Below are 25,426 nucleotides of genomic sequence, written 5' to 3' on the forward strand. Positions count from 1 at the left end.
ACAGACACGCCACTAACAGTGGAATTTCGGAAACGCTGCAAGCCCGGCCGTTATTTCACGCAGAGAGCCGGAAAATAGGGCCGGCGTTGGCAGGAGCCGCAAAAAAACAGCCCGGGGTAATACCCCGGGCCGTTCCAACCAATTTCACTCAAACAGCCAATCAAAGTCTTACGGCTGACCCTGGCCGCCACCCTCGCCGGCTTTCTGGTCGTCGTTCCGGATGCTACGCTTAGGGCGCTGGGGCTTGTTTTCGAGCTTGCCGAAGCGGTAGCTGAAGGCGGCCCGCACGCCGCGGTTATAGATGAAGGTGGTGTTGCGCGAGTCGGAAAAGCCGTTGTCGAAGTCATTGGCCAGCTTCACGTAGCGCGTGAAGGGGTTGTCGGCGTTGAGCGTGAAGTCGCCTTTACCCTTCAGCACTTCCTTGCGCAGGCCAATGGAATACATCTGCCAGGCTGAGCTTTTGCCCTGCAGCTGAATGCGGGGCGAGTTCAGCATGCCGAAGAACTGCAGACTCAAGCCCTTGTCGAACTTGTAGCCCGAGTTGATATTGGCCGAGTACACCACGCCGGAGTTCTTGCCGCGCTGGCCCAGGTCAGTCAGCGACTGGCTGAAGAGGTACACATAGTAGGCACTTACGTTGCCGCTGATGTCCCACTTGGGCAGAGGCTTGAACGAGCCAAACAGGTTGAGGCCGTAGGTCTGGTTTCGGGCCACGTTGCCGTAGGTCGATACTACCCGGCCCTGCTTATCGGTTTTGTATATGCGCTCAATGGCGTTGTTGGTCTGGCGCGAGTAGGCCGTCACGTTCAGCACGGAGCCTTTCACGAAGGTATTCCAGTTCACCTCGTAGTTGTCGGTGAATTCGGCCTTCAGCTCGGGGTTGCCCTGGGAGATGTTGCGCGGGTCGGTTACGTTGCGGTAGGGGTTCAGGTAGAAAATACTGGGCCGCTGAATCCGGCGCGAATAGCTCAGGCGTACCGTAGAGCCCGGCTGCTTGAGGTTGCGCGTAAGGGCCACGTTGGGCAGCACGTTCGTAAAGTCGAGGCTGAAGGGCTTGTCCTGGTTCTGGAAGTTGCCCTGCAGGTCGGTGCGCTCCACGCGGGCCCCCAGCCGCACGTTGTAGAGCTTGCCCAGGGGGGTAGCGTACGTAGCATAGCCGGCCTGCACATCCTGGTTGTAGTCGTAGGTGTTGGTGAGGGCACTTACTTCTGCAAAGGGGGCATCCCCGTCGGCCCGGCTTACGCGGTAGTCACTTTCTACAGTGCGCTTAATCAGCTTGCCGCCAAACTCCAACGTCTGCTTTTCCTTGATAGGCAGTACGTAGTCGGTCTGAATAGTGGTTTCGAGGTTGCGGGCCGTGTTGGGGCTGAACTCCTGAAATACCGGCATTCCATCGGTACTGGCCTCTAGCGGAAACTGGTCTACATCGTAGAAGCGGTAGTTGCGGTTGCGGGAGTGCTGGGCCAGCACCGTCCACTCGCGGCGGCTGCCCTGCCCGAAGGTGCGCGTGTAGGTGCCCGTCAGATCGTAGCTCTGGGTGCGAAACTTCTGCATCGTTTCGCGCTGGTAGTTGCCCAACTGACCAGTGCTGTCAGCAGGTTCACCTAAAGCGACGTCATACCGGTTATCAATATCCACGTCAAAGCGGTTGCGGAACAGGCTACCGTTGAAGGCTAGGCTGAGCGCGTGGTTCGGAGCCGGCTCGTAGTCCAGCCCAATGCGGCCATTGCCGCCCCCGCCGCCCCCGAAGCCGTCGTTGCGCTGGCGCAAATAGCCTGTGGTCAGGTCTTTCTGTTTATTTAACACGTTGCGGTCGGTGCGGTCCACTTCTTGGTCGCCAGGGGCGTAGAAGCCCCACCCATTCAGCGCCGCCGACAAGCCCAGCTTGCCTTTACGGGCATTGAGGCCCAGGTTGCCGTTGGAGTTGCGCGTGCCCACGGCCAGACCTACGTTCCCGTTGATGCCCTGCAGGTTATTCTCCTTGAGCACGATGTTCACAATGCCGCCGGAGCCTTCACCGTCGTACTTGGCCGAGGGCGAGGTAATTACCTCCACGTTCTTGATCTGGTCGGCGGGCAGCTGCTTGAGGGCCTGCGCCAGGTCGCCGGATACCACCGCCGAGGGCTTGCCGTTGATGAGCACCCGCACGTTGGCCGAGCCGTTCAGCTGCAGGTTACCGTCGGGGTCCACACTCAGCATAGGCGCCTTGCGGAGCACGTCGGCGGCGGTGCCCCCGCGGTTGGTGGCGTCCTGGGCGGCGTTGTAAACCAGGCGGTCGGGCTTGCTTTCTACTACGGGACGCTCACCCGTTACCGTTACTTCGCCCAGCTTCTGGGTGCTGGAAGCCAGACTCACGGCGGGCACCGTGGTAGCGCCGCTGGTTACGGTGACGGGCACCAACTGAGCTGTATAACCAATAAAACTGATCTGCAGGCGGTAAGAGCCGGGAGCCAGGTTTTTCAGTTGATAGCGGCCCCGGTCGTCGGCCACCGTCCCATCCAGCGGAACTTCGCCGTTGGCGGGCAGCAAAGCCACGGTGGCATACTCCACAGGCTTTTTGGTGGTGGCATCCAGCACGGTGCCTTCGAGGCGGCCGGTGCCTTGGGGCGCGGCGGGCAGGGCAGTGCTGGTGGCCGTTACGGTGCCGCCGGTAGGCCGCTGGCCAGCAGGAGCAGGCGTGGTTTGGGCTAGGGCAGGGGCTGCGAGCAGGCTCGTCAGGACCAAGGGAAGATATGTGTGTTTCATAGCGGTAAGAAGGAAGCGTGAAAAAAGAGCGGAGCAGGGTGCTGGTATAACTCAGGCAGGTCAATCAGGACTGGGATTGAAGTCAGCCGACAAGCCTGTTGGCCGAGTGGTATGAGCAGCGCGCTAAGGACTGCAAAACTACGGTAGGGTTGCGGCAGGCCGGTTTTATTCCAACCAACGGGCCATTTATCGGCGTGAACGGGCACGCCAGCCGGCCATACCCATGCCACCTTAGGCAGTGATGGTGCGCCGCTGCAGCAGAAAATAGCCAACTACCAGAGCGCCCGCAAACCAGGCCAGACTGTACCACTCATGCGGGGCCAGCTCGTGGGCCACCACAATGCCCTTTACTTTATCGAGGCGCAGGGATACGGCCGTGCCCAGTGGGGCCGCGTACGGGATTTTATCGGCATGCTCCCACTGCAGCAAGGCAATGGTCGATACCACCGCGCCCATGCCGATACCTACTGGTACCACGAAGGAGCGCCAAAACAAGCTCACGATGTACTGCACAGCCAGTAGCCCAAGCGTAGCCACATAGGTGCGGCCCAGCATCCAGACGATGGTTTCCAGCGGAATAGCGTGGCTCTGGAAGCCCAGCTTGGGCCGCACCAGCATCAGCAGGGCGCCGGCACCCAGCAGCAGGCCGGCAAAAAGCAGCAGCGCCACCGCGTTCAGCGCCAGCAATACCAGCAGCTTGGAAACAAATACTGCCCCGCGGCCCACCGGCTGCGCATACAGGTGCTTCCAGGCCGTAGCCTTGGTTTCGACGTGCACGAGCAAACTGGTAAGCAGCACCACAAACAATGGGAGCAGCAGGGTGCCTGCCGTTTGCCAGGAACGCATCAGGAAGCTCGGCCACGGGTCGGTGCCCGGCTTCACGATGGCGTGCCCCTTGAACAGGTAAATCATGAACACCAGCAAGACCGGCAGCGCCCCGCTGAAAAGCGTCAGCCGTAGGGCCGCCGTGCGCCGGAGCTTGAGCGTATCGGCCTGCAGGCTGCGGCGCAGCTGGGTGAGGGGAGCCGGGGCAACCGGCAAAGCCAGGAAAGAGTCGGAGGCAGAAAGCGTAGTCATTATACAGCGGCGTTTTCGGTGAGGTGCAGAAAGGTTTCTTCGAGGGAAGGCTGCTCCAGGCGCAGTCCGTAGAGCGGCAGCCCGGCGCCCACCACGGCGGCGGCCACCTCAGCGGTTTGGGCGGGCGTGAGCCAGGGCAGCCACAGCGTGCCGGTGCCAATTACCTGGGCCGAGCCCAGTAGCCGGGGCAGCAGGTTACGGCAGGTGTCGGCACTTTCGGTTTCGAGCACCAGGCGTGCCCGGCCGGTTTGCAGACGCTGCAGGTCGGGCAGGCTGCCCTGGAACGCCATGCGCCCCTGCTGAATGACGCCCACGTGGGTGGCCACCTTCTCTATTTCACTGATGAGGTGGCTTGAGACAATGATGGTTTTGCCGTGGTCGTCGCGCAGGCGGCGCAGCAGCTCCCGCATGTCGATGATGCCGTTAGGGTCGAGGCCGTTGGTGGGCTCGTCGAGCAGCAGCAGGGCGGGGTCGGAGAGCAGGGCGGTGGCCAGGCCCAGGCGCTGGCGCATCCCCAGGGAATACTCGCGGGCCGGACGGCGGGCGGCTTCCGTCAGGCCTACTATTTCCAGCACCTCGGCGGTGCGGTGGGCCGGCACGCCGCGCAGGCGGCGGGTGGCTTCCACGTTCTCAAAGCCCGTGAGGTGGTCGTAGAGCGAAGGGTTTTCGATGAGGGCGCCCACGCGGCTGAGCAAAGCCACGCGGTGCCGCCGCAGCTCGTAGCCGAACAGGTGAACCGAGCCGGCCGTGGGTTGTAGCAGCCCCAGCAGCAGCCGCATAGTGGTGCTTTTGCCAGCCCCGTTGGGCCCCAGAAAGCCATAAATGCTGCCGGCCGGTACCTGCAGTGGCAGGCTGTGTAGAATGGGCCGCTGGCCGAATTGGAAAGACAGGTCGCGGGTTTCGACCAGGAGCGGAGCAGTTGAGTTCATAGCGCAGAAAAGCAGAGTAGACGACAGCAAACGTAGCGGCTGCTTCCGGTGCTTTTCCGGGTATTCAACCAAGCCGGCCGGCTTTCCCGGCAATGGCGGTTTTTGCCGCTTCAACCCGAAAAACAGACCAGAAACTCAGCTAATCAGCCGGGGCCACGGATTGGGGGCAGAAAGTGCGCCGTTGGTTGAAGCCGGGCGGGGCGTTGGTTGAAGATGAACCCGCCAAAATCCGGCGCCTGCCTATCTTCCGGGGTGCAAACCGTTGCTTCTCCTCTTGCGGCGCCCTCGTCGGCCGCCTCCCCGCAAAGCCGCCGTGCCCGGCTGCGCGCCTTTTCCCGCCTGGAGTGGTGGCCCCGCTCCGAGGAAGCCGCCGTGCCTAAATGGGTACATTTCCTGTTCTGGGGCGCCCTCTTGCTGTTCGACGGACTGGCCGTCTACAGCAACCTCAACGCCGGGCCCAAGCAGCGGATGCCGCAAAACCAATTGGTGCTGCGGGCCCTGCTCACGAATGTGCTGTCGGCGAGTATTTTCTATTTCAACTGGATGGTACTCGTGCCGGGCACCGTGGGCCGGGGTCGGCTCTGGCCGTACCTGGGCGGCGTGCTGCTGTTGCTGGCAGCCTACGTGCCGTTGCGCTTTGGCATTTCCGGCTTGATTGGGGGCGGCGCTATGGAAGAAGCCCAGACTGCCCCGCAAAAGCTCATGATGATTATTCCATACACGCTGATGGGGCTGAGCACTATCTTCTTCAGCTCGGGCCTGCGCATCACGGGCGACTACCTCAGCGGGCTGCGCAACCGCCGGGAGCTGGAGCGCCAGCAGCTGCTCACGGAGTTGGCCATGCTTAAAACCCAGATCAACCCGCACTTCCTGTTCAACACGCTCAACAACATCTACTCGCTCACCAGCCGCAAGTCCGACAAAGCCCCGGAGGCCGTGCTGCGCCTGGCCGAAATCATGCGCTATCTGCTCTACGAAAGCAGTACCGACACCGTACCCATGAGCCGGGAGCTGGCCCACCTGCACAGCTTCCTGGATCTGCAGCGCCTGCGCCTGCCAGCTTCCGCGCCCGAGGCCATCCGCTTTGATGTGGAAGGGGCGGGGCCCGACTGTGCCCACCCTATTGCTCCACTGCTGCTGCTGCCGCTGGTCGAAAACGCCTTCAAGCATGGCGACCTGGCCGCTCGCCCCGTAGCGGTTCACATCAGTCTTCACCTGGCCGCGGACGGCCTGCTGCGGTTTTCGGTGCTCAACCACGTAGCGCCTGCCGATGCCGAGCGGGACCTGCCCCGGCAGCCCGGCGGCGTGGGGCTGGTAAACCTGCGCCGCCGCCTGGAGCTGCTTTACCCCAGCCGCTACGCCCTGGATGTGCAAACCCCGCCCGGCCAGCACATTGTGACCATGGTGCTGCTGCCATAGGTCTGGCGGCAGACGTAGCCCGCACAGCGGGGGCGTCTGCCCGCCGGAGGATAAAGGCCAGTCTCCTGAGTGGTAGCCGCAAAACGGCCCTCCAGCACCGCACCGTAGGGGCCCTGGCTGGTTTTTGCGTACTTGCCCACCCTATTGCCCTTATCACCTGTCACCTCATCACCTTCTCCTATGACCTGCGCTATTCTGGACGACGAACCCCTGGCCCTGGAGCTGCTGGCCGATTACTGCGCGCAGATACCCGGCCTGGAGTTGAAGGGGCAGTTTCATGAGGCGCTGGCGGGCCTGGCATTTCTGCAGGATAACCCTGTAGATGTAGTTTTTCTCGATATTCACATGCCCCGCCTCACGGGCTTGCAGCTGGCGCAGCTGCTGCCCCAGCCCGGCCCGCGCGTGGTTTTCACCACGGCCTACGACCAGTACGCCGTCCGCAGCTACGACCTGAACGCGGCCGATTATCTGCTCAAGCCCATTGCCTTCGAGCGGTTCGTGCAGGCCGTGCAGAAGGTACGCCAGCAGCTGGCCGCGCCGGCCCCGGCGGCCATTGCCCCCGCGCCAGCCGAGGCCACTGCCGCGCCCGATGCCATGTTCGTGAAAAATGACCACCGGCTCCAGCGCGTGGCTTTCGACGATATTCTCTACATCGAAGGCATGAAGGAGTACCTGATGATTTATACCACCAGCGGTAAGGTGCTGACGCTGCAGTCGTTCCGGCGGGTGGAGGAGGTGTTGCCGCCCGAGCGGTTTGCGCGCATCCACAAGTCGTTTCTGGTGGCGCTCAACCGCATCGAGCACATTGAACGGGGCAAAGTTCAGATTGCCGGCCGCCTGCTGCCCATCGGCGACACGTACCGCGACGCCGTAACGGCCGTGCTCCGCGCAAGTAATATGCTTTAAGCTAGAATCGTTGCTCCCAGCTTCGACTTTCGTGTTTTATTAGCCTTCGTGGATATTGTGTGTCGGTAAAAGGTTGCTTTATAGATGGATAGGTGGTTATTTGGCTGGCGGCAAAGCCTGCATGCAACCTCCCTGCGGGCCGCTGCCTCTCCCTTATAAGCCGGTAGCCAGCCGGCTGAATAGGGTTCTTCGAAGCCAACTGCATTTATGCATCATCTATCCGCCTTTGCGGGGCTGCCAACCGGCTGCTCCGCCGTAACTTTGGGAGCCGGTCTGGTTGATCGGAGTGCCGTATGAGTGCTCTGTCGGCCAGTTTTGGGGCGTCGGGCCTGCGTGGTCTGCTCGCCGATTCCAGTTATTCCCGTGAAACGGTTACCCGTACCGCTCCCGTGCGTCCTATTGCTTCTCCTGCTATCCTAGACGAATCGGCCCTGCTCGATGCTTGCCTGGCGGGGAGCCGGCTGGCGCAAAAACAATTATACGAGCGGTTCTCCGGCAAGATGATGGCCGTGTGCATGCGCTACGCCCAAACCACTTTCGAGGCCGAAGACGTATTGCAGGAAGGCTTCGTGACGGTGTTTCGCAATCTGCCGGGTTTTCGGCGCGAGTGTCCGCTGGAATTCTGGATTCGCCGTATTATGGTGAATGCGGCCCTGCGCCAGCACCGCCGCAACGCTCCGCTGGTAGCCGTAAGTGAGGGTGAATACCCCGAAACGCTGGCCGACGAGGAATTCACGCTGGCGAACTATGGTTATGAGGAACTGCTTACGATGATTCAGGATTTGGCCCCGCGCTACCGCATGGTATTCAACTTGTTCGCCATCGAAGGCTACAGCCACAAGGAAATAGGTGAGCTGATGCAGATATCGGAAGGTACCAGCAAATCCCAATACGCCCGGGCCCGGGTTATTCTCAAAAACAAACTGGAACGCCTCGACGCTCATCGTCACAATGGAACCTTCAGCCGATAAGCCACAGAACCCTCAGACCGGCAACCTGGAGCAGTTGTTTCGACAGAAGTTCGAGGAAGCCGAAATAGCGCCCCGGGCCGACCTGTGGGCGCAGATTGACCACGACCTGCTGGTTCAGCAAAATGAAACCTACCGCCAGCGCCTGCAGCTGCACCGCTGGGCGGCGGCCGCCTGCCTGCTGTTTGCCATGGCTATGGGCGCCTGGTTTACGCTGCATTACTCCGGTGGTCACGAAGCCGGGCTGGCGGCCAACACCTCGGCTGCCTCCCGCTCAGCCTCGGCTGCCCAGCCTGCTCTGAACGGAGAAGCCCCGGCGTCCCTTTCAACGCCTGCCCGTTCCAACGCTGCCCGCACCACGGCCAGCGTAGCCACCGCTACGACCGGCCGCTCGCAGACGAGCCCGGCTGCCGCTGGTGCTGCCGAAGCTTCAGCTTCCCGCTACACGATGCCTGCCGGGCGCCGGGCAGTTGGGACCTCCGTAGCCCACAATGAGTCTGCACCAACAAGCCAGGAGCGCGCTTACCGGTGGACGGGTTCTTCTGCTAATCCAGCTAACCCATCTGCTACAGTGGCTGCCGTGGCCGCATCAACAGCTACTACCACAAATCCTACTGCTACTACCGAAATGGGCTTGCCAGCCTCGGGTTTTGCTGCTCAAACTTCGGGTTCCGGCATTGGCTCGATGGCGGCGCTCCGCCCGGCAGCTGCAGCTACGCAAGTGGGTACTGACGTTTCAACTGCTGATGGACTTGCTTCAGGTACGCTAGCTGACGCAGCTGCTTCCGCTTCTCTGCTAACTAGCGGCAAATCTGCCTCCTTCACTGATCTGGCCGCGCTGACGCCCCGCGAAACCGCGTTGGCAACGGCTGTCAGCAACTTGCCCTCTTCTCTGCAGCCGGCGTACCCCAGTTCGGCTTTGGCCTGGGCCGATGAACTGAGCCGAGAAGATGAGAAAAAACAGACCACGGCTACTGGCTGGACGTTTGGGGGCGGGCACACGCTGTCATCTTATAACCCGAACGTGAATTTCTCACGTGGCGCCTTACCAGCATCAAATGTGCGTATTGCGTCTACTGCTCTGGTAAATGCCCGCATGTATGAGGACGGAGCCGAAGAATACCGGGAAAACCTGCAGGCGGGCCTAGGGCAGCGGATTATGTTGCTGGCCCGACGTCGGCTATCCAGCCGCTGGAGCGTGGCTGCGGGCGTTGAAGCAGCCGAATACCGGGCCAGTTCCCGCACATCCTACGCGGCACTGGAGCCAACTGCGGCTACTACCTTCACGGGCGGTTTCTCATCCACTGACCGCGTGCGTACCCAGATGGCTACCGACCTGACGGTGCTGAATGAGCCGCAGAAAACCCGCTACCGATACCGCAGCGCCGGGGTGCCAGTGCTGGTACAGTACGGCAACGGAGCCAAAAACGGCTGGTCGCTGTATGCCCGCGTAGGGGCTGCTGTAAATGTGCTCTTGGGCACCCGTTTCTCGGGTGAAGACGAGAACCTGGTAACACAAAAGTCTTACTCCTTTGGTGCAAGCGACTCTCCCTACCGCAAAGTGCTGACTTCCGTGCGCGGTGGGGCCGGCATGCAGTACCGTCCGGTGGGCGCTTCGTGGGCACTGGCCTTTGGGCCGGCGGCCGAAACCGGCCTCAACACGCTGAATGCCAACCCTACGCAAACTTACTGGCAACAGTCACGGCCTTATTCCGTGGGCCTGGAAGCCAGCGTGGAGTTTGGCGCCAAAGCCGCACCAGCTCTGGCCGCACACTAAGCCAAGTTCAGCCTATAAAACGCTTGGTTTCGGCTACTTTTGAAATCCTCGCCCCGGCTGCGTCTGCAGTCGGGGTTTTTTCTTTCCCGAGGAAACCTCTATTTAGCTAACGTAGTTATCAAAGGCTGACCTTTGTCCCACGCAGGCGCCGCCGCAAAGGCAGTTTCGCTAAGCCCTCTTTCTCCCCGCATGGATTACCAACTGACCTCAGAATTCAAGCCCACCGGCGACCAGCCCCGCGCCATTGCCCAGCTCGTGGAGGGCGTGAACAACGGTGAGCCGGCCCAGGTGCTGCTGGGTGCTACGGGCACGGGCAAGACCTTCACCATGGCCAACGTCATTGCCCAAACCGGCAAGCCGGCCCTGGTGCTCTGCCACAACAAAACCCTGGCGGCCCAGCTCTACGGCGAGTTCAAGCAGTTCTTCCCCAACAACGCCGTCGAGTATTACATCAGCTACTACGACTACTACCAGCCCGAGGCTTACATTGCCAGCACCGATGTGTTCATCGAAAAGGACCTGGCCATCAACCAGGAAATTGAGAAGCTGCGGCTGCACACCACTTCCACGCTCCTGAGTGGCCGCCGCGACGTGATTGTGGTGGCTTCGGTGTCGTGTATCTACGGCATCGGCAACCCCGAGGAGTTCGGCAAAAACGTAATTTACCTGGCGCCGGGCCTGCGCTACTCCCGCAACAACCTGCTCTATTCTTTTGTGCAGATTCTGTACTCGCGCACCGAAATGGAGTTTACGCGCGGCACCTTCCGGGTGAAGGGCGACACGGTAGACATCTTCCCGGCCTACGCCGACCACGCCTACCGCATCTTTTTCTACGGGGACGAAATCGAGGCCATTCATAAGATTGACCCCGCCAGCGGCAAGAAGCTCAGTGACGAGAAGTCGATGACCTTGTACCCGGCCCAGCTATTTGTGACGGGCAAGGACAGCCTGAACCAGGCCATCAAGGAAATTCAGTTCGACATGGTACAGCAGCACGCCTACTTCGAAAAGGAGGGCCGCGACCAGGAAGCCAAGCGCATCATGGAGCGCACGGAATTCGACCTGGAAATGATTCGGGAGTTGGGCTACTGCTCGGGCATCGAGAACTACTCGCGCTACTTCGACGGCCGCCAGCCCGGCAGCCGCCCCTTCTGCCTGCTCGACTACTTCCCCGACGACTACCTGCTGGTGGTAGACGAAAGCCACGCCACTATGCCCCAGATTCGGGCCATGTGGGGCGGCGACCGGAGCCGCAAAACGGCGCTGGTAGAATACGGCTTCCGGCTGCCCAGCGCTATGGATAACCGTCCGCTCACCTTCAATGAGTTTGAGGGCATGGTGCGCCAGGCCGTGTATGTATCGGCTACGCCCGCCGATTATGAGCTTACCCAGGCCAATGGTGTGGTGGTAGAGCAGATTATCCGTCCCACCGGCCTGCTCGACCCCGAAATTGACCTGCGCCCCAGTGGCAACCAGATTGACGACCTACTGGACGAAGTAGATAACCGCGTGAAAATGGGTGACCGGGTGCTGGTGACCACCCTCACCAAGCGTATGGCCGAGGAACTGCAGAAGTACATGGAGCGCTTGGGCATCAAATCCAGCTACGTTCACTCCGACGTGAAAACCCTGGACCGCGTAGAAATCCTGCGTCAGCTGCGCCTGGGCGAAATTGATGTGCTCATCGGTGTAAACCTGCTGCGTGAAGGCCTCGACCTGCCGGAAGTAAGCCTCGTGGCCATTCTGGATGCTGATAAGGAAGGCTTCCTGCGCGACCAGCGCAGCCTGATTCAGACGATGGGCCGTGCCGCTCGTAACGACCGGGGCAAGGTGATTATGTATGCGGACCGGATGACGGGCTCCATGCAGCGCGCCATCGACGAAACCAACCGCCGCCGTGCCACCCAGTTGGCCTATAATGAGGAGCACGGCATCACCCCGCGCACGGTGCGCAAGAGCCACGCCGAAATCATGGGGCAGACTTCTCTGTCGGACTACCGGGTGGTGGAGGCCCAGGGTTACGCCGGCCCCGATGCGGATGTGGCGCTGGCCATTGCGGCCGAGCCGGTGGTATCCGTAATGACGCGCCCCGACCTGGAGAAGCTCATCAAGCAGACCGAAAAGCAGATGGAAGCCGCCGCCAAGGACCTCGACTTCCTCACCGCCGCCAAGCTCCGCGACGAGCTGGCCGGGCTGAAGCAGGTGCTCAAAACCAAACGGGATTAGGGCTACCGCAAGGTATCCAGCCAGGCTGGCACTTCCGCCAGGGAGGCCATTTCCCGAAACGACACGCCGGCCAGCTCGGCTTCCGACACCCGCTCCATCACCCAGGTGGTGTGGTAGGGTACATACACAGCCCGCCCACCCAGCCGCGCCACCGGCAGCACGTCCGACTTCAGCGAGTTGCCAATCATGACAAACGCCTCGGGCGGCACCTGGTAGCGCCGCATAATGCGCTGGTAGGTGGCTTCGTTTTTCTCGCTCACGATTTCCACATGGTCGAACAGGTCGCCAAGGCCGGAGCGGGCCAGCTTGCTTTCCTGGTCGAATAGGTCGCCTTTGGTGAGCAGGAGCAGCGGCAGCCCGCGCCGTTTCACCTCGGCCAGCACTTCGGGCACGTGGGGCAGGAGCTCAATCGGGAAATCCAGCAGCCGCTTGCCATAGTCGAGAATCTGCTGAATTTCGGTGCCTGTGACGGCGCCCTGCGTCAGCTGGATAACTGTCTCAATCATCGACAGCATAAACGACTTGGCGCCGTAGCCGAACAGCTGCATGTTTTGGCGCTGCACCTCGTAGAAGCGGCTGCCCAGCAGGTCGGCGTCGCCGTAGTGCGTGAGCAGGGCGTAGAGGCGGGCTTCGGCGTAATCGAAGTGCGGCTGGTTGGGCCACAAAGTATCATCGGCATCGAAGGCAACAAGCTTGGGAGCAGCCATAGTGGGCAGAACGGGTGAGGCCGGCAAAGCTACCGTAAGGGGCCGAAAAGGCCATAGGTACACAAAGGAAGCGGCAGCCGGAGAAGTGAAGCATGCTACCCCAGCCGCGCAGGGAAAAAGTGCGCGGCACAGGCGCGTCGCAGAACTTTTACTTGTATAGGTTCTGACTTATATTGGGGTAGTCTTCACTTTTCGCTTTCTTCCCCTTTCTCTGCTTTATGAAGCTTTTCGTTACCTCTCTGCTTGCGCTGGGGCTGAGCCTGGCTTATTCCGGCCCGACCACTGCCCGGGCTGCCCGCCCGCAAGTACCGGCTTACGTACCGGCTCCGCAGTATCAGTACCTGCAGATGACCACTATCGAGTCGGTAGTGGCAGGCGGCATGGGCCGTTCCCGCATTCTGTTTACGCCCGAGTTTAAAGGCACCAAGGAAGCCAATATGGAAAACCTGTTCAGCCTGACCGGGCTGAATCTGGGCAACGTGCACGCCAACGAGGAAACGATTATGCGGTATCTGAACGAGTTGGCCGCCGACGGCTGGGAGCTGATGCAAACCACGCCGCTTACCCAAACCCTGGTCAGCGGCGGTACCACCGGCCAGGGCATCTTCCTTACGCGCTATCTGTTCCGCAAAGCCAAGTAACAGGGAGCGGGTGCCTGGTTGTTTGGCAGGCACCCGCGGGCTTTCTGTCGGCCTGTAGCCCGGATATAGGAGGCATTACCTGAGCTAGTATTACATTAACGATTATGTAGAATTGCGTTGTGCAGACGCGCAGGAGCAGGCTTCTTCGTAAAAGAAAATATTTTTTGTTGATTATCTGTTACAAATTTGTTAATCTTGCCCTGTTCGTTGTCTCTCCGCGAATTACACCTGGGAGCAGAAAGCCTGCCGTCTCCTGGCAGGAGACCCGGAATAAGGTAAAATCCATTGCGCTTTTTTTTTGACCATCTACACAAACGATTGTGATTGTTTTAAAAACACAAACGATTGTGTTATCCATAAAAATCCCCACACTCTTTCCCCCTATGAAGAAGCCCATACCCATTGTGCGCCGGCTTACCTTGCCGGCAATCCTGCTTTGTGCTCCCCTGGCGTTGCTGAGCGCAACGGCACACGCGGCCCCGGCCTATGATACCAGCACTATGGGCCTGCGTCTGGCCGATGTGACGGTAACCGGCCGGGTGACGGACGAGAAAGGGGAGGCTATGCCGGGGGTGAACGTGGTAGTCAAAGGCACTACTGTGGGTACGCAAACCGATGTGAACGGCCAATACTCGCTGGTGGCCCCCGACAATGCCATTCTGGTATTCTCCTTTGTGGGCTATACTTCCCAGGAATCTGCCGTAGCGGGCCGCACCAGCATTAATGTGAGTATGGCTGCCGACGCCAAAACGCTGAGCGACGTGGTAGTGGTGGGCTACCTCACCCAGGACCGCCAGAACGTGACCAGCGCCGTGAGCAGCGTGGATGCCAAGGAGAGTGTGAAGGTGCCGGTGCCCACGCTTACGCAGGCCATACAGGGCCGGGTAGCGGGCGTGCTGGTGGAAAGTGCCGGCAACCCCGGCGCCGTGCCCAACGTGGTTATCCGCGGTATCGGCACTACCGGCTCGGGCAGCAACCCACTGTACGTGATTGACGGATTGTGGACCGACAACATCCGCGACTTGAGCCCCACGGATATCGAGTCGGCGACGGTGCTGAAGGATGCCTCTTCCACGGCCGTGTACGGTTCGCGCGGAGCCAACGGCGTTATCCTGATTACCACCAAGCGGGGCCGGGCCGGGGAGCCGAAAATCAGCTTCAATGCCTATAAAGGGGTAGAAGACATCTACCGCAAGTTCGACCTGACCAACCACAGCGAGTGGGCCGACCGCGCTGCCGTAGCTTACCGCAATGCCGGCCTCGACCCCACGGTGCGCATGCCCGGCGCGGTGAAGGGCACGGCGGCCTACAGCGAGGCTATTGACACGGACTGGCAGAAAGAGTTTTTCCAGACGGGCAAGGTAGAAGACTACAACCTGACGTTTTCGGGCGGCAATGCCACCGGCAAAAGCGCCACCAACTTCCTGATTTCGGGCGGCTACTTCCGGCAGGATGGCATCGTGAAAGGCCCTTCGTTTGAGCGCTACAACGTGCGCCTGAACTCGGGCATGACGCGCGGCCGCTTCAAGCTGGGCCAGAGCGCCCTTCTCACCCACATCAATACCACCCTGCTCAACGAAGTGCCGTTTGTGGATGTGCTGGCCGAGTTGCCCGGCATTCCGGTGTACAACCCCGCCAACTTCGGGGGCTATGGCTACGGCAGCGCCAACCTGTTCAACTACTCCGTGAACCCCATCGGGGCCCAGGAAATCCTGCGGCGCACCCAGAAAAACAACCTGTTGCAGGGCAGCATCAACGGGGAGTTTTCCATTTTCGACTTCCTTTCGTACCGCCTGAACCTGGGCCTGGAAGTACACGACTACAACGACAAAAACGCCCGCCGGGAAGGCTACATCCGCCTGGGCGAGTCGAACCCTAATACCACCTACCTGTTCGAGAACCGCGGCACGTCCATGTTCACCATGGTCGAAAACACGCTGAACTTCAACAAGCAGTTCGGCGACAACAACGTGAATGCGGTGGTGGGCTACTCGGAGCAATCCAACCGGGTAAACAACGCCACGGCCAACGCTACGGGGTTTGCCTCCACGCCCCAGTACTTCTTTGTGCTGAGCCAGGGCTCCAACTCGGCCTCGCCGGCCACCGTGGGTGGTGGTATGGATGTATTTGCCAAACGCTCCTACTTCAGCCAGGTTAACTACGACTATAAAAACCGCTACCTGATTACGGGCAGCTTCCGCCGCGACGGTTCTTCGCGCTTTGATGCCTCCCGCCGCTACGCCAACTTCGGTGCCGGCTCCGTGGGCTGGCGTATCAGCGAGGAAGACTTTTTCAAGGGGGCCCTGCCCATGGTAAATAGCCTGAAGCTGCGGGCCAGCTACGGCGTGAATGGCAACGATTTGCTGCCTGGTTCCTATCTGTACCAAGCCCGCATAAACCCTACTGTTTTCTACCCGCTGGGTACGGGCCAGGTGCTGGTGCCCGGTGCCATTCAGCCCGGTGTCGAAAGCAAGGACATCCGCTGGGAGTCGCGCTACACCACCGATTTTGGACTTGACATGGAGCTACTCAACAGCCGCTTGAGCCTATCGGCCGACTACTACATTTCCACTACCAAAGACGCGCTGGTGAGCCCGCCGCTGCCGGGCTATCTGGGCACCGCTGGTAATGCTCAGCCGTTTGCCAACGTAGGTGAGCTCCGCAATAAAGGGCTGGAAGTGGCCCTGGGCTTCCACGAGACGCGGAAGGATTTCACCTATGGCGTGGATTTGACGCTGACGACCCTGCGCAATGAAGTGCTGCGCCTCTCGGATATTCAGCCCGTAATTCCGGGCGACTTTGGCGCTACCCGCACCGAAGTAGGCCAGCCGCTGAGCCGCTTGTATGTGCTGCAGATGATGGGCATTTTCCAGAGCACGGAAGAAATCCAGAACTACAAGAGCGCCGATGGCAAAGTAATTCAGCCCCTGGCCCAGCCCGGCGACGTGAAGTTTGAAGACGTGAACGGCGACGGCGCCATCACCTACTCCGGCGACCGGAAATACGTGGGCAGTCCGTTCCCGACTTTGCAGGGTGGCCTGAACCTGACGGCGGGCTTTAAAGGTTTTGACCTAAGTGTTTTCTGGCAGGGCGTCACCGGCAACGACCTGCTGAACGTGACCCGCTCGGCCGTGGATGGCCTCAACGGCGACACCAACTTCCGCCGCGACCTGTCGCCCTGGACGCCGGAAAACCCTTCCACCACCACGCCACGCCTGGTGTACGGCGGCGGTGCTGAGCAAGTGAAAAACTACGAAATAGCCAGCACCCGCTGGGTGGAAGACGGCTCCTACCTGCGCCTGAAAAACGTGCAGCTGGGCTACACCCTGCCTGCCAGCCTGCTCAGCAAAGTAGATGGCCTGGGCAGCGTGCGCCTGTACGTGACCGGCCGCAACCTGGTGACCTTCACCAAGTACACCGGCTTCGACCCGGAAACGCCCGGCACGGGCTTCTTTGGCCGGGGCATCGATAATGGCACCTACCCCAACGTGCGCACCATCACGGGCGGCCTGCAGGTGAACTTCTAAGGCGCCACGAAACGCCATACCCTTTCTCTTTCGACGCAATTCCCATGAATATTTCCAAGCTTTCTTTTGCGGCCCTGACAGCCTTGCTGCTGACGACGGGCTGCGACAAAAATCTGCTGGACCAGGTAGACCCAAACGTGCCCAGCACCGGGCAGTTCTGGAAAACCGAAGCCGATGCCAACCAGGCCGTTATTGCGGTGTACTCCACCCAGCAGATTTTCTCGTCGTACAGCCTGTACTGGCACTTTGCTACCACCGGCCGCACCGATGAGTCGTTTACGAACACGCCGGACGGGGGCCTGAACCAGTACCTCGTGTTCCGGCAGGTAAGCACCACCGATGGCCGCTCGGCCTTTCTGTGGAACGACACCTACCGGATGATTTACCGGGCCAATCAGGTGCTGACCCAGGTGCCCGGCATTGACATGAATGCGGACCTGAAAAAGCGACTGCTGGCCGAAGCGCTGTACTTGCGCTCCTTGTGCTACTACGAGCTGGGCCTGCTGTTCGGCAACATCCCGCTGGTGCTCACCCAGGCCGATGCCAGCACCCGCGCCCCCCAGGCAACCCAGGATCAGGTGTACGCCCAGATCATCGGCGACCTGACCAAGGCCAAGGCCGATTTGCCGCTCTCTTACGACGCGGCCAACAAGGGCCGGGCTACCCGCGGCGCTGCGGCTGCCCTCATGGGTAAGGTGTTCATGCAACAGCACAAGTGGGCCGAGGCCTCCACGCAGTTTGCGGAGGTTATCAGCTCGGGGCAATATTCCCTGGTGCCCAACTACGCCGACAACTTCACCGAAAACAACGAGAACAACAGCGAGTCGATTTACGAGGTGCAGTTCTCGGGCGTGAACAAGAACTTCGGGCAGGACTTTGTAGGCGGGGCCGAGGGCAACGAGCGGGCCCAGTTCTTCGGCCCTCCCGGCATCGGCTTCACCGACGTGGAAGTGCGCCGCTGGCTGTTTGAAGAGTACACCGACAAGACCACCACGGGCGCCGTGGACCCGCGTCGCGACGCCACCCTGTTCAGCTCCGTGGGCACGCCTACGCTCTACGGTCAGGCTTTCGGCTTTGGGGGGCTCAACATCAACCCCAGCCGCCTGCTGTGGCGCAAGTACCAGAACGACCGCACCCGCAACTTCGAGGACTTCTTCTCCGGTATCAATATCCGCCTGATCCGCTACGCCGACGTGCTGCTGATGCAGGCGGAGGCGCTGAACGAGCTGGGTCGGGGAGAAGAGGCTATTCCGCTCATCAACCAGGTACGCCGCCGCGTGCAGCTCACCGAGCTGGCTGGCGGCCTGAGCAAGGCAGACCTGCAAACCCAGATCCGGCACGAGCGGATTACGGAGCTGGCGGGTGAAGGCGTGCGCTGGAGCGACCTGGTGCGCTACGGCCTGTTCGACACCGAAGAAGGTCTGAACGAGCTGCGCAGCCGCGACGCCGACTTCAACAACTTCATTACGCCCCGGAACAAGCTGCTGCCCATTCCGCAAACGGATATCGACATTGACAAAAACCTGAAGCAGAACCCCGGTTTCTAAGCCGCTCCTTTGAACAGCCGCTCCGGGCACCTGCCGGGAGCGGCTGTTCTGTCGTTGAGTTAATCGTTGTCTAGTGTCCTCATGAGACTATTTACGCGCCTCTACGTGGTTCTTGGCCTGCTTCTGCTGGCCCCGGGCTGCCAGGACAGCAAGCCCGCGCCCTTTGTGCCGCCGGTGGTGCCGCCCACTACCACGGCTACCACCTTCCAGAACCCGCTGCTGCCTTCCGGCCCTGACCCGTGGGTGGTGCAAAAAGATGGTTTCTACTACTACATGCACACGCTCAACGAGCGGCTGACCATCTGGAAAACGCCGAAGATGTCGGACCTGAATACCGCGCCCAGCACGGTGGTATGGACGCCCGCACCCAACGGCAACGCCTCGGCCAACCTGTGGGCCCCGGAGTTACATTTCCTGGATGGCAAGTGGTACATCTACTACACCGCCGGGCAGGCCGGCACCTTTGGCATGCAGCGCACCTGGGTGCTCGAAAATGCCGCGGCCGACCCAACCACCGGCACTTGGGTAGACCGGGGCCGGCTGTTCAATTCTTCGGCTGACTTCTGGGCTATTGATGGCACCGTGCTGGAGCAGAACAACAAGCGGTACTTCCTCTGGTCGGGCCACAACGGCATCGACGCCGTGCAGCGCATCTACATTTCCGAAATGAGCAGCCCCACCACGCTCACCGGCCCGCGGGTGGAACTCTCGCACCCCGAATTTGCTTGGGAAAACGTGGGGCCGCCCTTCGTGAATGAAGGCCCCGAAATCCTGAAGCATGGCGACAAAACGTTTCTAGTGTACTCGGCCAGCTTTTGCGGCACCGACCAGTACACGCTGGGCATGCTCACGGCCAGCAACACCGCCGACCCCATGCAGCCTTCTTCCTGGACGAAATCAACCCAGCCCGTGTTTGCGCAGAACCCCGCCAACCGCGCCTACGCCACCGGCCACAACTCCTTCTTCCGGTCCAAGGACGGGCAGGAAGACTGGATTATCTACCACGCCAATTCCAACCCCAACGAAGGGTGCGTGGAAAAGCGCAACCCGCGCATGCAGAAGTTCACCTGGAACGCCGACGGTACGCCCAACTTCGGGGTGCCGGTGGCCATCAACCAACCGATTCTGAAACCCAGCGGCGAATAGAAAACCGCCGGTTTTCAGCGAATTCAACTTTCCTTATGCTTACACGCTTATTCCCCAAGGCCGCCGCGCCACAATTGCGCCCCCTCCGGTGGCTGCTGGTGCTGCTGGTGTTGCTGGGCGCGGCCCGACCCGCGGCCTACGCCCTGCAGGGCGCTACCGGCGTCCACGACCCGTCCAACATCGTGAAGGAGGGCAACAAGTACTGGGTATTTGGTACCGGCGACGGTATTGCCACCATGTACTCCACCGATTTGGTGAACTGGCAGGTAGGCTCCCGCACCGTCTTCAGCAAAGTAGCCTTCCCGGCCTGGATCAAAACCAAGGTACCTGGCTTTGAAGGCACGTTCTGGGCCCCGGATTGCATTTACATGAACGGCAAGTATTACCTGTACTACTCGTGCTCCACGTTCGGCTCCAGCGTGTCGGCCATTGGCCTGGCCACCAACGTGACGCTGGACCCGGCCAGCCCCAACTATAAGTGGGAAGACCAGGGCGAAGTAATTTCGACCAACGCGGGCAGCAATGTGAATGCCATTGACCCCTCCCTGTTCAAGGACAGTGACGGCCGGGTGTGGTTCAGCTACGGCTCTTACTGGAGCGGACTGCGCGTGCTGGAACTGGACGCCACCACCGGCAAACCCCTCAACGGCCCCGCCACTACCCAGTCTTCTGTGGTGAACGGCGACCCTGAAGCCGCCTTCCTGACCAAGCACGGTAATTTTTACTACATGTTTTTCAACCGGGGGGCCTGCTGCCGGGGCGTCAACAGCTCCTACTACATCATGGTAGGACGCTCCACGTCGCCCACCGGGCCTTTCCTCGATCAGAATGGCGTGGACCTCAACAAAGGTGGCGGTACTCTGGTGCTGAACGTGGATGGCCGCTACGTGGGCCCGGGCCACGCGGGCTTGTTTGAGGAGAATGGCGCTACGTATTTTTCCCACCATTACTACGATGGCGAAGACAACGGCGCCCCCAAGCTGGGCTTGGCCAAGCTTACCTGGAGCCCGGCCAACTGGCCCGTGGTTACGCGCGACTGGCTGCCGGCCGGCCGTTACACCATCACCAGCCAAAGCAGCGACCTGGTGTGGGACGCCTGGGGCTGCACCGGCGTAAGCGGGCAGGCCGTAGCCCAGGGTACGCCCGCGGGCCTCACCTGCCAGCAGTGGGACTTCACCGCGCTGGGCACCGGCGACTACAAGATTACCAACGCACTGGGTGGCTTGGCCGTGACGGTGGCCGGCTGCTCGCCCAACAACGGGGCACTGCTGCAGCTGGGTACGTATTCTTTCAGCACCTGTAAGCAGTTCCACGTGGACCGTGCCAACGACGGTTCCTACGTATTTGCCTCGTTGAACGGCAACCGCGTCGTGAGCGTGCCCGCCGCTTCTACCACTGCCGGTACGCAACTCAGCCTGGCCGACTACGCCGGCACCGCCGCGCAGCGCTGGGCCGTGGCCGCGCCCGGTACTAGTACCGCTACGAAAGCTGGCCAGAAGCTAACCGGGGTAAGCATTTACCCGGTGCCGGCCTCCCGCACGGGCTTCACGCTGGAGCTACCCGAGCTGCGCGCAGCTTCGGCCGTAACGGTGGAAGTATTTAACCTGCAAGGCCAGGCCGTGGTGCGGCAAACGCTGGAGCGCCCGCAGGTGCGGCAGCAGGTAGCGGCGACGCTGGTGCCGGGCTTATACCTGGTGCGGGTGCAGCAGGGCGTACGCCAGTTTACGCAGTCGATTACGGTGCTCTAAACACCGGGCCCAAGGCTTGCTCAAGCCCATCTACAATGAGCGAATGGGGTGGGAGTGGTATAGCCGCTTCGGGCTGCAACCCGAAGCGGCTATTTTGTTGGTCTCAGGCTTCGAAATCCAAGCTGGAACTTGCACAGAAGTTTCGGGATGATGGGCGAAAAGACGGTCGGCAGAAGAAAAAAAGCAGATAAAAAAACACAAACGATTGTGTAAATCAATAATAGTTTCTACTTTGGATGCCAGATTCCAGCAATGCCCGCCGCTGACCAGCGGGCAACCGGGATAGGATAGGAGCAAGTAGTCAAAAACACTGCTTTTGCGCTGAGTCTAACCTAACTCAACTGCGCTTCTTTCCGCCTGAAACTCCCACCTCCTTCGTTTTCGAAATGCTACGTTCTTCTTCCTGCGGACTGATTATGGGCGGCCTGGCCACCTTGCTGACCGCGGCTTCCTGTGACCAGCAGAAATCGGCTGGAATGGCCGAAACCACCGCCACTTCTGCTGACACTACTCAAACTGCTTCTGCCGCCGTGCCTGCTTCAGCTTATTTTGGCAAAACCACCGACGGCACCGAGGTGCAGCTCTACACGCTCACCAATGCCCACGGCCTGAAAGCTACTATCAGCAACTTTGGCGGCACGCTCACCAGCCTGTTGGTGCCGGATAAGGACGGCAAGCTCGGCGACGTAGTGCTGGGGTTTGATGACGTGAGCGGCTACCAGAGCCTGGCATTCCGCAAGTCAAACCCCTACTTTGGGGCGCTGATCGGGCGCTATGGCAACCGCATCAAAGCCGGCAAGTTTACCCTCGATGGCAAGGAATACACGCTGGCTAAAAACAACGGGGCCAACACCCTGCACGGCGGCAACAAGGGCTTTGACCAGGTAATCTGGCAGGCCGAGCCCGGTTCTTCAGCTGAAGGGCAGACGCTGAAGCTCACCTACCTGAGCAAGGACGGGGAGGAGGGCTACCCCGGCAACCTAAACGTGACGGTTATCTACACGCTCACGAACGACGACGCGCTGAAAATCGACTATTCGGCTACTACCGACAAGGCCACGCCCGTCAACCTCACCAACCACGCCTACTTCAACCTCAACCACGGCGCTGGCAAGGATATTCTGGGCCACGAGGTGACCCTGCCCGCCGACCGCTACACGGTGGTAGATGCCGGCCTGATTCCGACCGGGGAGTTGCGCCCGGTACGCGGCACACCCTTCGACTTTACCACACCCCACGCCATTGGGGAGCGAATTGACCAGGTGCCCGGCGGCTACGACCACAACTGGGTGCTCAACCAAACCAGCGGCCTGCACGCCGCAGCTATGGTGTATGAGCCCGTTACCGGCCGCACTATGACGGTAACCACCACCGAGCCTGGCATTCAGTTCTACACCGGCAACTTCCTCGATGGCACGCTCACCGGTAAGGACGGTACCGTGTACGGCAAGCACGCGGGCTTCTGCCTGGAAACTCAGCACTTCCCCGACTCACCCAACCAACCCAAGTTTCCGAGCACCATTCTCAAGCCCGGCGACACGCTCAAATCCTCCACCATTTATCAGTTTGGCGTGCGCAAGTAGCCAGCTGTTATTCTGATTTTCCTCACTACGTTTTTCAAGCCGTGCAAAATTCTCCAACAGGTACTTCGGGCGCCGACGCCTACGTAATTGGCGTCGACTATGGCACTGATTCTGTGCGGGCGCTGCTGGTCAATGCCCGCACTGGCGCCGAAGTGGCGCAGGCCGTGCACTACTACGCGCGCTGGAAAAAGCTACAGTACTGCAACCCCGCCCGCAACCAGTTCCGCCAGCACCCCCTTGACTACATCGAAGGGCTGGAAGCCAGCATCCGCCGCGTAGCCCAGCACGTGCCCGCAGAGCAGATTGTGGGCATAGCCGTGGATACCACTGGCTCTACGCCCGGCGCAGTGGATGAGCACGGTGTTTCCCTAGCACTCAAGCCTGGGTTCGAGGACAACCCCAATGCCATGTTCGTGCTCTGGAAAGACCACACGGCCCTGGACGAAGCCGCCGAAATCAACCACAAAGCCCGTAGCTGGGGCGGCGAGGACTACACCAAGTTCGAGGGCGGTATTTACTCTTCGGAGTGGTTCTGGGCCAAGATCATGCACGTGACGCGCGAAGACGCTGTCGTAGCCCAGGCCGCGTACTCCTGGATGGAGCACTGCGACTGGGTAACGCTCTTGCTTACCGGCCAGGACCTGGCTACGTTCAAGCGAAGCCGCTGTGCGGCCGGCCACAAAGCCATGTGGCACGAGAGCTGGGGCGGCCTGCCCTCAGCTCAGTTTCTGAATCACCTCGAACCTTCTTTGGGGGAATTGCGCAATCGATTGTTCGAAGAAACCTATACGGCCGACGAAATTGCCGGTCATCTTTCCGAGGAGTGGGCGGCCCGCTTGGGCCTGACAACCAACACCGTAGTAGCCGTAGGCTCCTTCGATGCCCACGCCGGTGCGGTGGCGGGCGAAATTGAAGCCTACTCCATGGTAAAGGTGATGGGCACCAGCACCTGCGACATCGTAGTGGCTCCAACTGCCGAAGTTGGCAGCAAGCTGGTGCAGGGCATCTGCGGGCAAGTAGATGGCTCCGTGATTCCCGGCATGCTGGGGCTGGAAGCCGGCCAGTCGGCATTCGGTGATTTGCTGGCCTGGTTCCGACAGCTGGTGGAATGGCCCCTGCAGGCCTTACTGCCGCAGTCGGATGTGCTAACCCAAGAACAGCAGGAAGCCCTGCGCGAAGAGCTGAGCGACAAGCTGCTGGTAGAGCTGACCAAGGCCGCCGCCGCGGTAGACCCCGCGGAGTCGCAGGTACTGGCGCTGGACTGGGTGAATGGCCGCCGCACGCCCGACGCCAACCAGGCCCTGAAAGGCGCTTTGATGAACCTGACCATGGGCTCTTCGGCCCCGCAGATTTTCCGGGCGCTGGTAGAGGCCATTTGCTACGGCTCCAAGATGATTGTGGAGCGCTTCGAGCAGGAGGGCATTCCCATCAAGCAGGTTATCGGCATCGGGGGCGTGGCTAAGAAGTCACAGTTTGTGATGCAGACCCTGGCCGACGTGCTCAACCGCCCCATCAAAATTGCCAAGTCGGAGCAGGCGCCGGCCCTGGGCTCGGCCATGTACGCGGCCGTGGCCGCCGGCATCCACGCCGATGTGCTGACAGCGCAGAAAGCTATGGGCAGCGGCTTTGCCGAAACCTACGAGCCCAACCCCGCCCGCGTAGCTGACTACCAGGCCCGCTACGAGCAGTACCAGGCCCTGGGCCAGTTCGTGGAAAGTCAGACCAAGCGCGAAGCCTCCGTGGTTGAACCTTCTTTAGCCGAGCAAACCGCATGAGCCAGTACCAGGACCTGAAACAGGCGTGCTACGAAGCCAACATGCAGCTGCCCAAGCTCGGGCTGGTGCTGTTCACCTTCGGCAACGCCAGCGTGGTAGACCGCGACAAGGGCGTGTTTGCCATCAAGCCCAGCGGCGTGCCCTACGACACGCTGCGGCCCGAGGACATCGTGATTGTGGACTTCGACGCCAACACGGTGGAAGGCAGCGGCCGGCCCTCGTCGGATACCAAAACCCACGCGGTGCTGTTCCGGCACTGGCCCGAAATCGGGGGCATCGTGCACACGCACTCCACTTACGCCACGGCCTGGGCCCAGGCTCAGCTGGATATTCCCATCCTGGGTACCACCCACGCCGACCACCTTACGGCCGATGTGCCCTGCGCCCCGCCCATGGAGGATGCCATGATTGCCGGCAACTACGAGCACCAGACCGGCTGGCAGATCATCAACGAGTTTGAAAAGCGCGGCCTTTCGCCCAAGGAAGTGGAGATGGTACTGCTCAGCAACCACGCGCCCTTTACCTGGGGCAAAACGGTGGAAAAAGCGGTGTACAACAGCGCCGTGCTGGAAGAAGTAGCCCGCATGGCCTACCTCAGTTGCACCCTCCGCCCCGATGTGCCCCGCCTCAAGCAAGCCCTCATCCAAAAGCACTACGAGCGCAAGCACGGCGCCAACTCCTACTACGGCCAGCGCTAGACGCTCA

Annotated in this window: 17 protein-coding genes; 13 read left to right on the plus strand and 4 right to left on the minus strand. The window is 60.8% G+C overall.

All coding sequences use genetic code 11. The features are described from left to right. Positions 1–168: 168 nt before the first annotated feature. The 3 genes from I5L79_RS07600 to I5L79_RS07610 all read right to left on the minus strand — a co-directional run bounded on the left by I5L79_RS07600 (position 169) and on the right by I5L79_RS07610 (position 4,751). The gene (locus tag I5L79_RS07600) at positions 169–2,745 is read right to left on the minus strand and encodes a TonB-dependent receptor domain-containing protein (protein WP_196954421.1); all 2,577 of its coding nucleotides are present in this window, start codon (positions 2,743–2,745) and stop codon (positions 169–171) included. Positions 2,746–2,976: 231 nt separating this feature from the next. Further along, positions 2,977–3,822, minus strand: a complete 846-nt coding sequence (locus I5L79_RS07605) for an ABC transporter permease (RefSeq protein WP_196954422.1) — start codon at positions 3,820–3,822, stop codon at positions 2,977–2,979. Continuing rightward, positions 3,822–4,751 carry an ABC transporter ATP-binding protein gene (locus I5L79_RS07610; RefSeq protein WP_231402901.1) on the minus strand — a complete coding sequence of 310 codons (930 nt, stop codon included), beginning with the start codon at positions 4,749–4,751 and terminating at the stop codon, positions 3,822–3,824. Before I5L79_RS07610 ends, I5L79_RS07605 begins: the two co-directional genes overlap by 1 nt. A gap of 252 nt (positions 4,752–5,003) precedes the next feature. Here I5L79_RS07610 and I5L79_RS23625 point away from each other — a divergent pair, with 252 nt between their 5' ends. From I5L79_RS23625 to uvrB, 5 genes are all read left to right on the plus strand, one after another. After that, positions 5,004–6,170, plus strand: a complete 1,167-nt coding sequence (locus I5L79_RS23625; RefSeq protein ID WP_196954423.1) for a sensor histidine kinase — start codon at positions 5,004–5,006, stop codon at positions 6,168–6,170. Positions 6,171–6,350: 180 nt separating this feature from the next. Beyond that, positions 6,351–7,076: a LytR/AlgR family response regulator transcription factor gene (locus I5L79_RS07620; protein WP_196954424.1), complete on the plus strand. Its 726-nt coding sequence runs from the start codon at positions 6,351–6,353 to the stop codon at positions 7,074–7,076. 389 nt (positions 7,077–7,465) lie between these two features. Next, a complete protein-coding gene (locus I5L79_RS07625) occupies positions 7,466–8,047 on the plus strand; it encodes an RNA polymerase sigma factor (RefSeq protein WP_317191365.1) in 582 nt (193 codons plus the stop codon). Next, positions 8,028–9,821: an outer membrane beta-barrel protein gene (locus I5L79_RS07630; RefSeq protein WP_196954426.1), complete on the plus strand. Its 1,794-nt coding sequence runs from the start codon at positions 8,028–8,030 to the stop codon at positions 9,819–9,821. Before I5L79_RS07625 ends, I5L79_RS07630 begins: the two co-directional genes overlap by 20 nt. A 189-nt stretch (positions 9,822–10,010) precedes the next feature. Continuing rightward, positions 10,011–12,047: an excinuclease ABC subunit UvrB gene (gene uvrB, locus I5L79_RS07635; RefSeq protein WP_196954427.1), complete on the plus strand. Its 2,037-nt coding sequence runs from the start codon at positions 10,011–10,013 to the stop codon at positions 12,045–12,047. Between the two features lie 2 nt (positions 12,048–12,049). Here the strand turns inward: uvrB and I5L79_RS07640 are convergent, their stop codons facing one another. After that, entirely contained in the window at positions 12,050–12,754 is a 705-nt protein-coding gene (locus I5L79_RS07640) for an HAD family hydrolase (RefSeq protein WP_196954428.1), read from the minus strand. 218 nt (positions 12,755–12,972) lie between these two features. Between I5L79_RS07640 and I5L79_RS07645 the strand changes: the two genes are divergently transcribed. The 8 genes from I5L79_RS07645 (at position 12,973) to I5L79_RS07680 (ending at position 25,419) form a co-directional block, all read left to right on the plus strand. After that, positions 12,973–13,395 carry a DUF4177 domain-containing protein gene (locus I5L79_RS07645; RefSeq protein ID WP_196954429.1) on the plus strand — a complete coding sequence of 141 codons (423 nt, stop codon included), beginning with the start codon at positions 12,973–12,975 and terminating at the stop codon, positions 13,393–13,395. Between the two features lie 383 nt (positions 13,396–13,778). After that, positions 13,779–16,922: a SusC/RagA family TonB-linked outer membrane protein gene (locus I5L79_RS07650; RefSeq protein WP_196954430.1), complete on the plus strand. Its 3,144-nt coding sequence runs from the start codon at positions 13,779–13,781 to the stop codon at positions 16,920–16,922. Between the two features lie 44 nt (positions 16,923–16,966). After that, complete coding sequence (locus I5L79_RS07655; protein ID WP_196954431.1) at positions 16,967–18,469, plus strand: RagB/SusD family nutrient uptake outer membrane protein; 1,503 nt, start codon at positions 16,967–16,969, stop codon at positions 18,467–18,469. Positions 18,470–18,550: 81 nt separating this feature from the next. Continuing rightward, the gene (locus I5L79_RS07660) at positions 18,551–19,615 is read left to right on the plus strand and encodes a glycoside hydrolase family 43 protein (protein WP_196954432.1); all 1,065 of its coding nucleotides are present in this window, start codon (positions 18,551–18,553) and stop codon (positions 19,613–19,615) included. 35 nt (positions 19,616–19,650) lie between these two features. Beyond that, positions 19,651–21,363, plus strand: a complete 1,713-nt coding sequence (locus I5L79_RS07665) for a family 43 glycosylhydrolase (RefSeq protein ID WP_196954433.1) — start codon at positions 19,651–19,653, stop codon at positions 21,361–21,363. 386 nt (positions 21,364–21,749) lie between these two features. Beyond that, entirely contained in the window at positions 21,750–22,946 is a 1,197-nt protein-coding gene (locus I5L79_RS07670) for an aldose epimerase family protein (RefSeq protein ID WP_231402903.1), read from the plus strand. Between the two features lie 41 nt (positions 22,947–22,987). Continuing rightward, positions 22,988–24,721 (plus strand): ribulokinase, encoded by a 1,734-nt coding sequence (locus I5L79_RS07675; RefSeq protein WP_196954434.1) that lies wholly within the window; start codon positions 22,988–22,990, stop codon positions 24,719–24,721. Beyond that, the gene (locus I5L79_RS07680; RefSeq protein WP_196954435.1) at positions 24,718–25,419 is read left to right on the plus strand and encodes an L-ribulose-5-phosphate 4-epimerase; all 702 of its coding nucleotides are present in this window, start codon (positions 24,718–24,720) and stop codon (positions 25,417–25,419) included. Before I5L79_RS07675 ends, I5L79_RS07680 begins: the two co-directional genes overlap by 4 nt. Positions 25,420–25,426: the final 7 nt, after the last annotated feature.

The organism is Hymenobacter guriensis (assembly GCF_015773195.1).
Lineage (GTDB): Bacteria > Bacteroidota > Bacteroidia > Cytophagales > Hymenobacteraceae > Hymenobacter > Hymenobacter guriensis.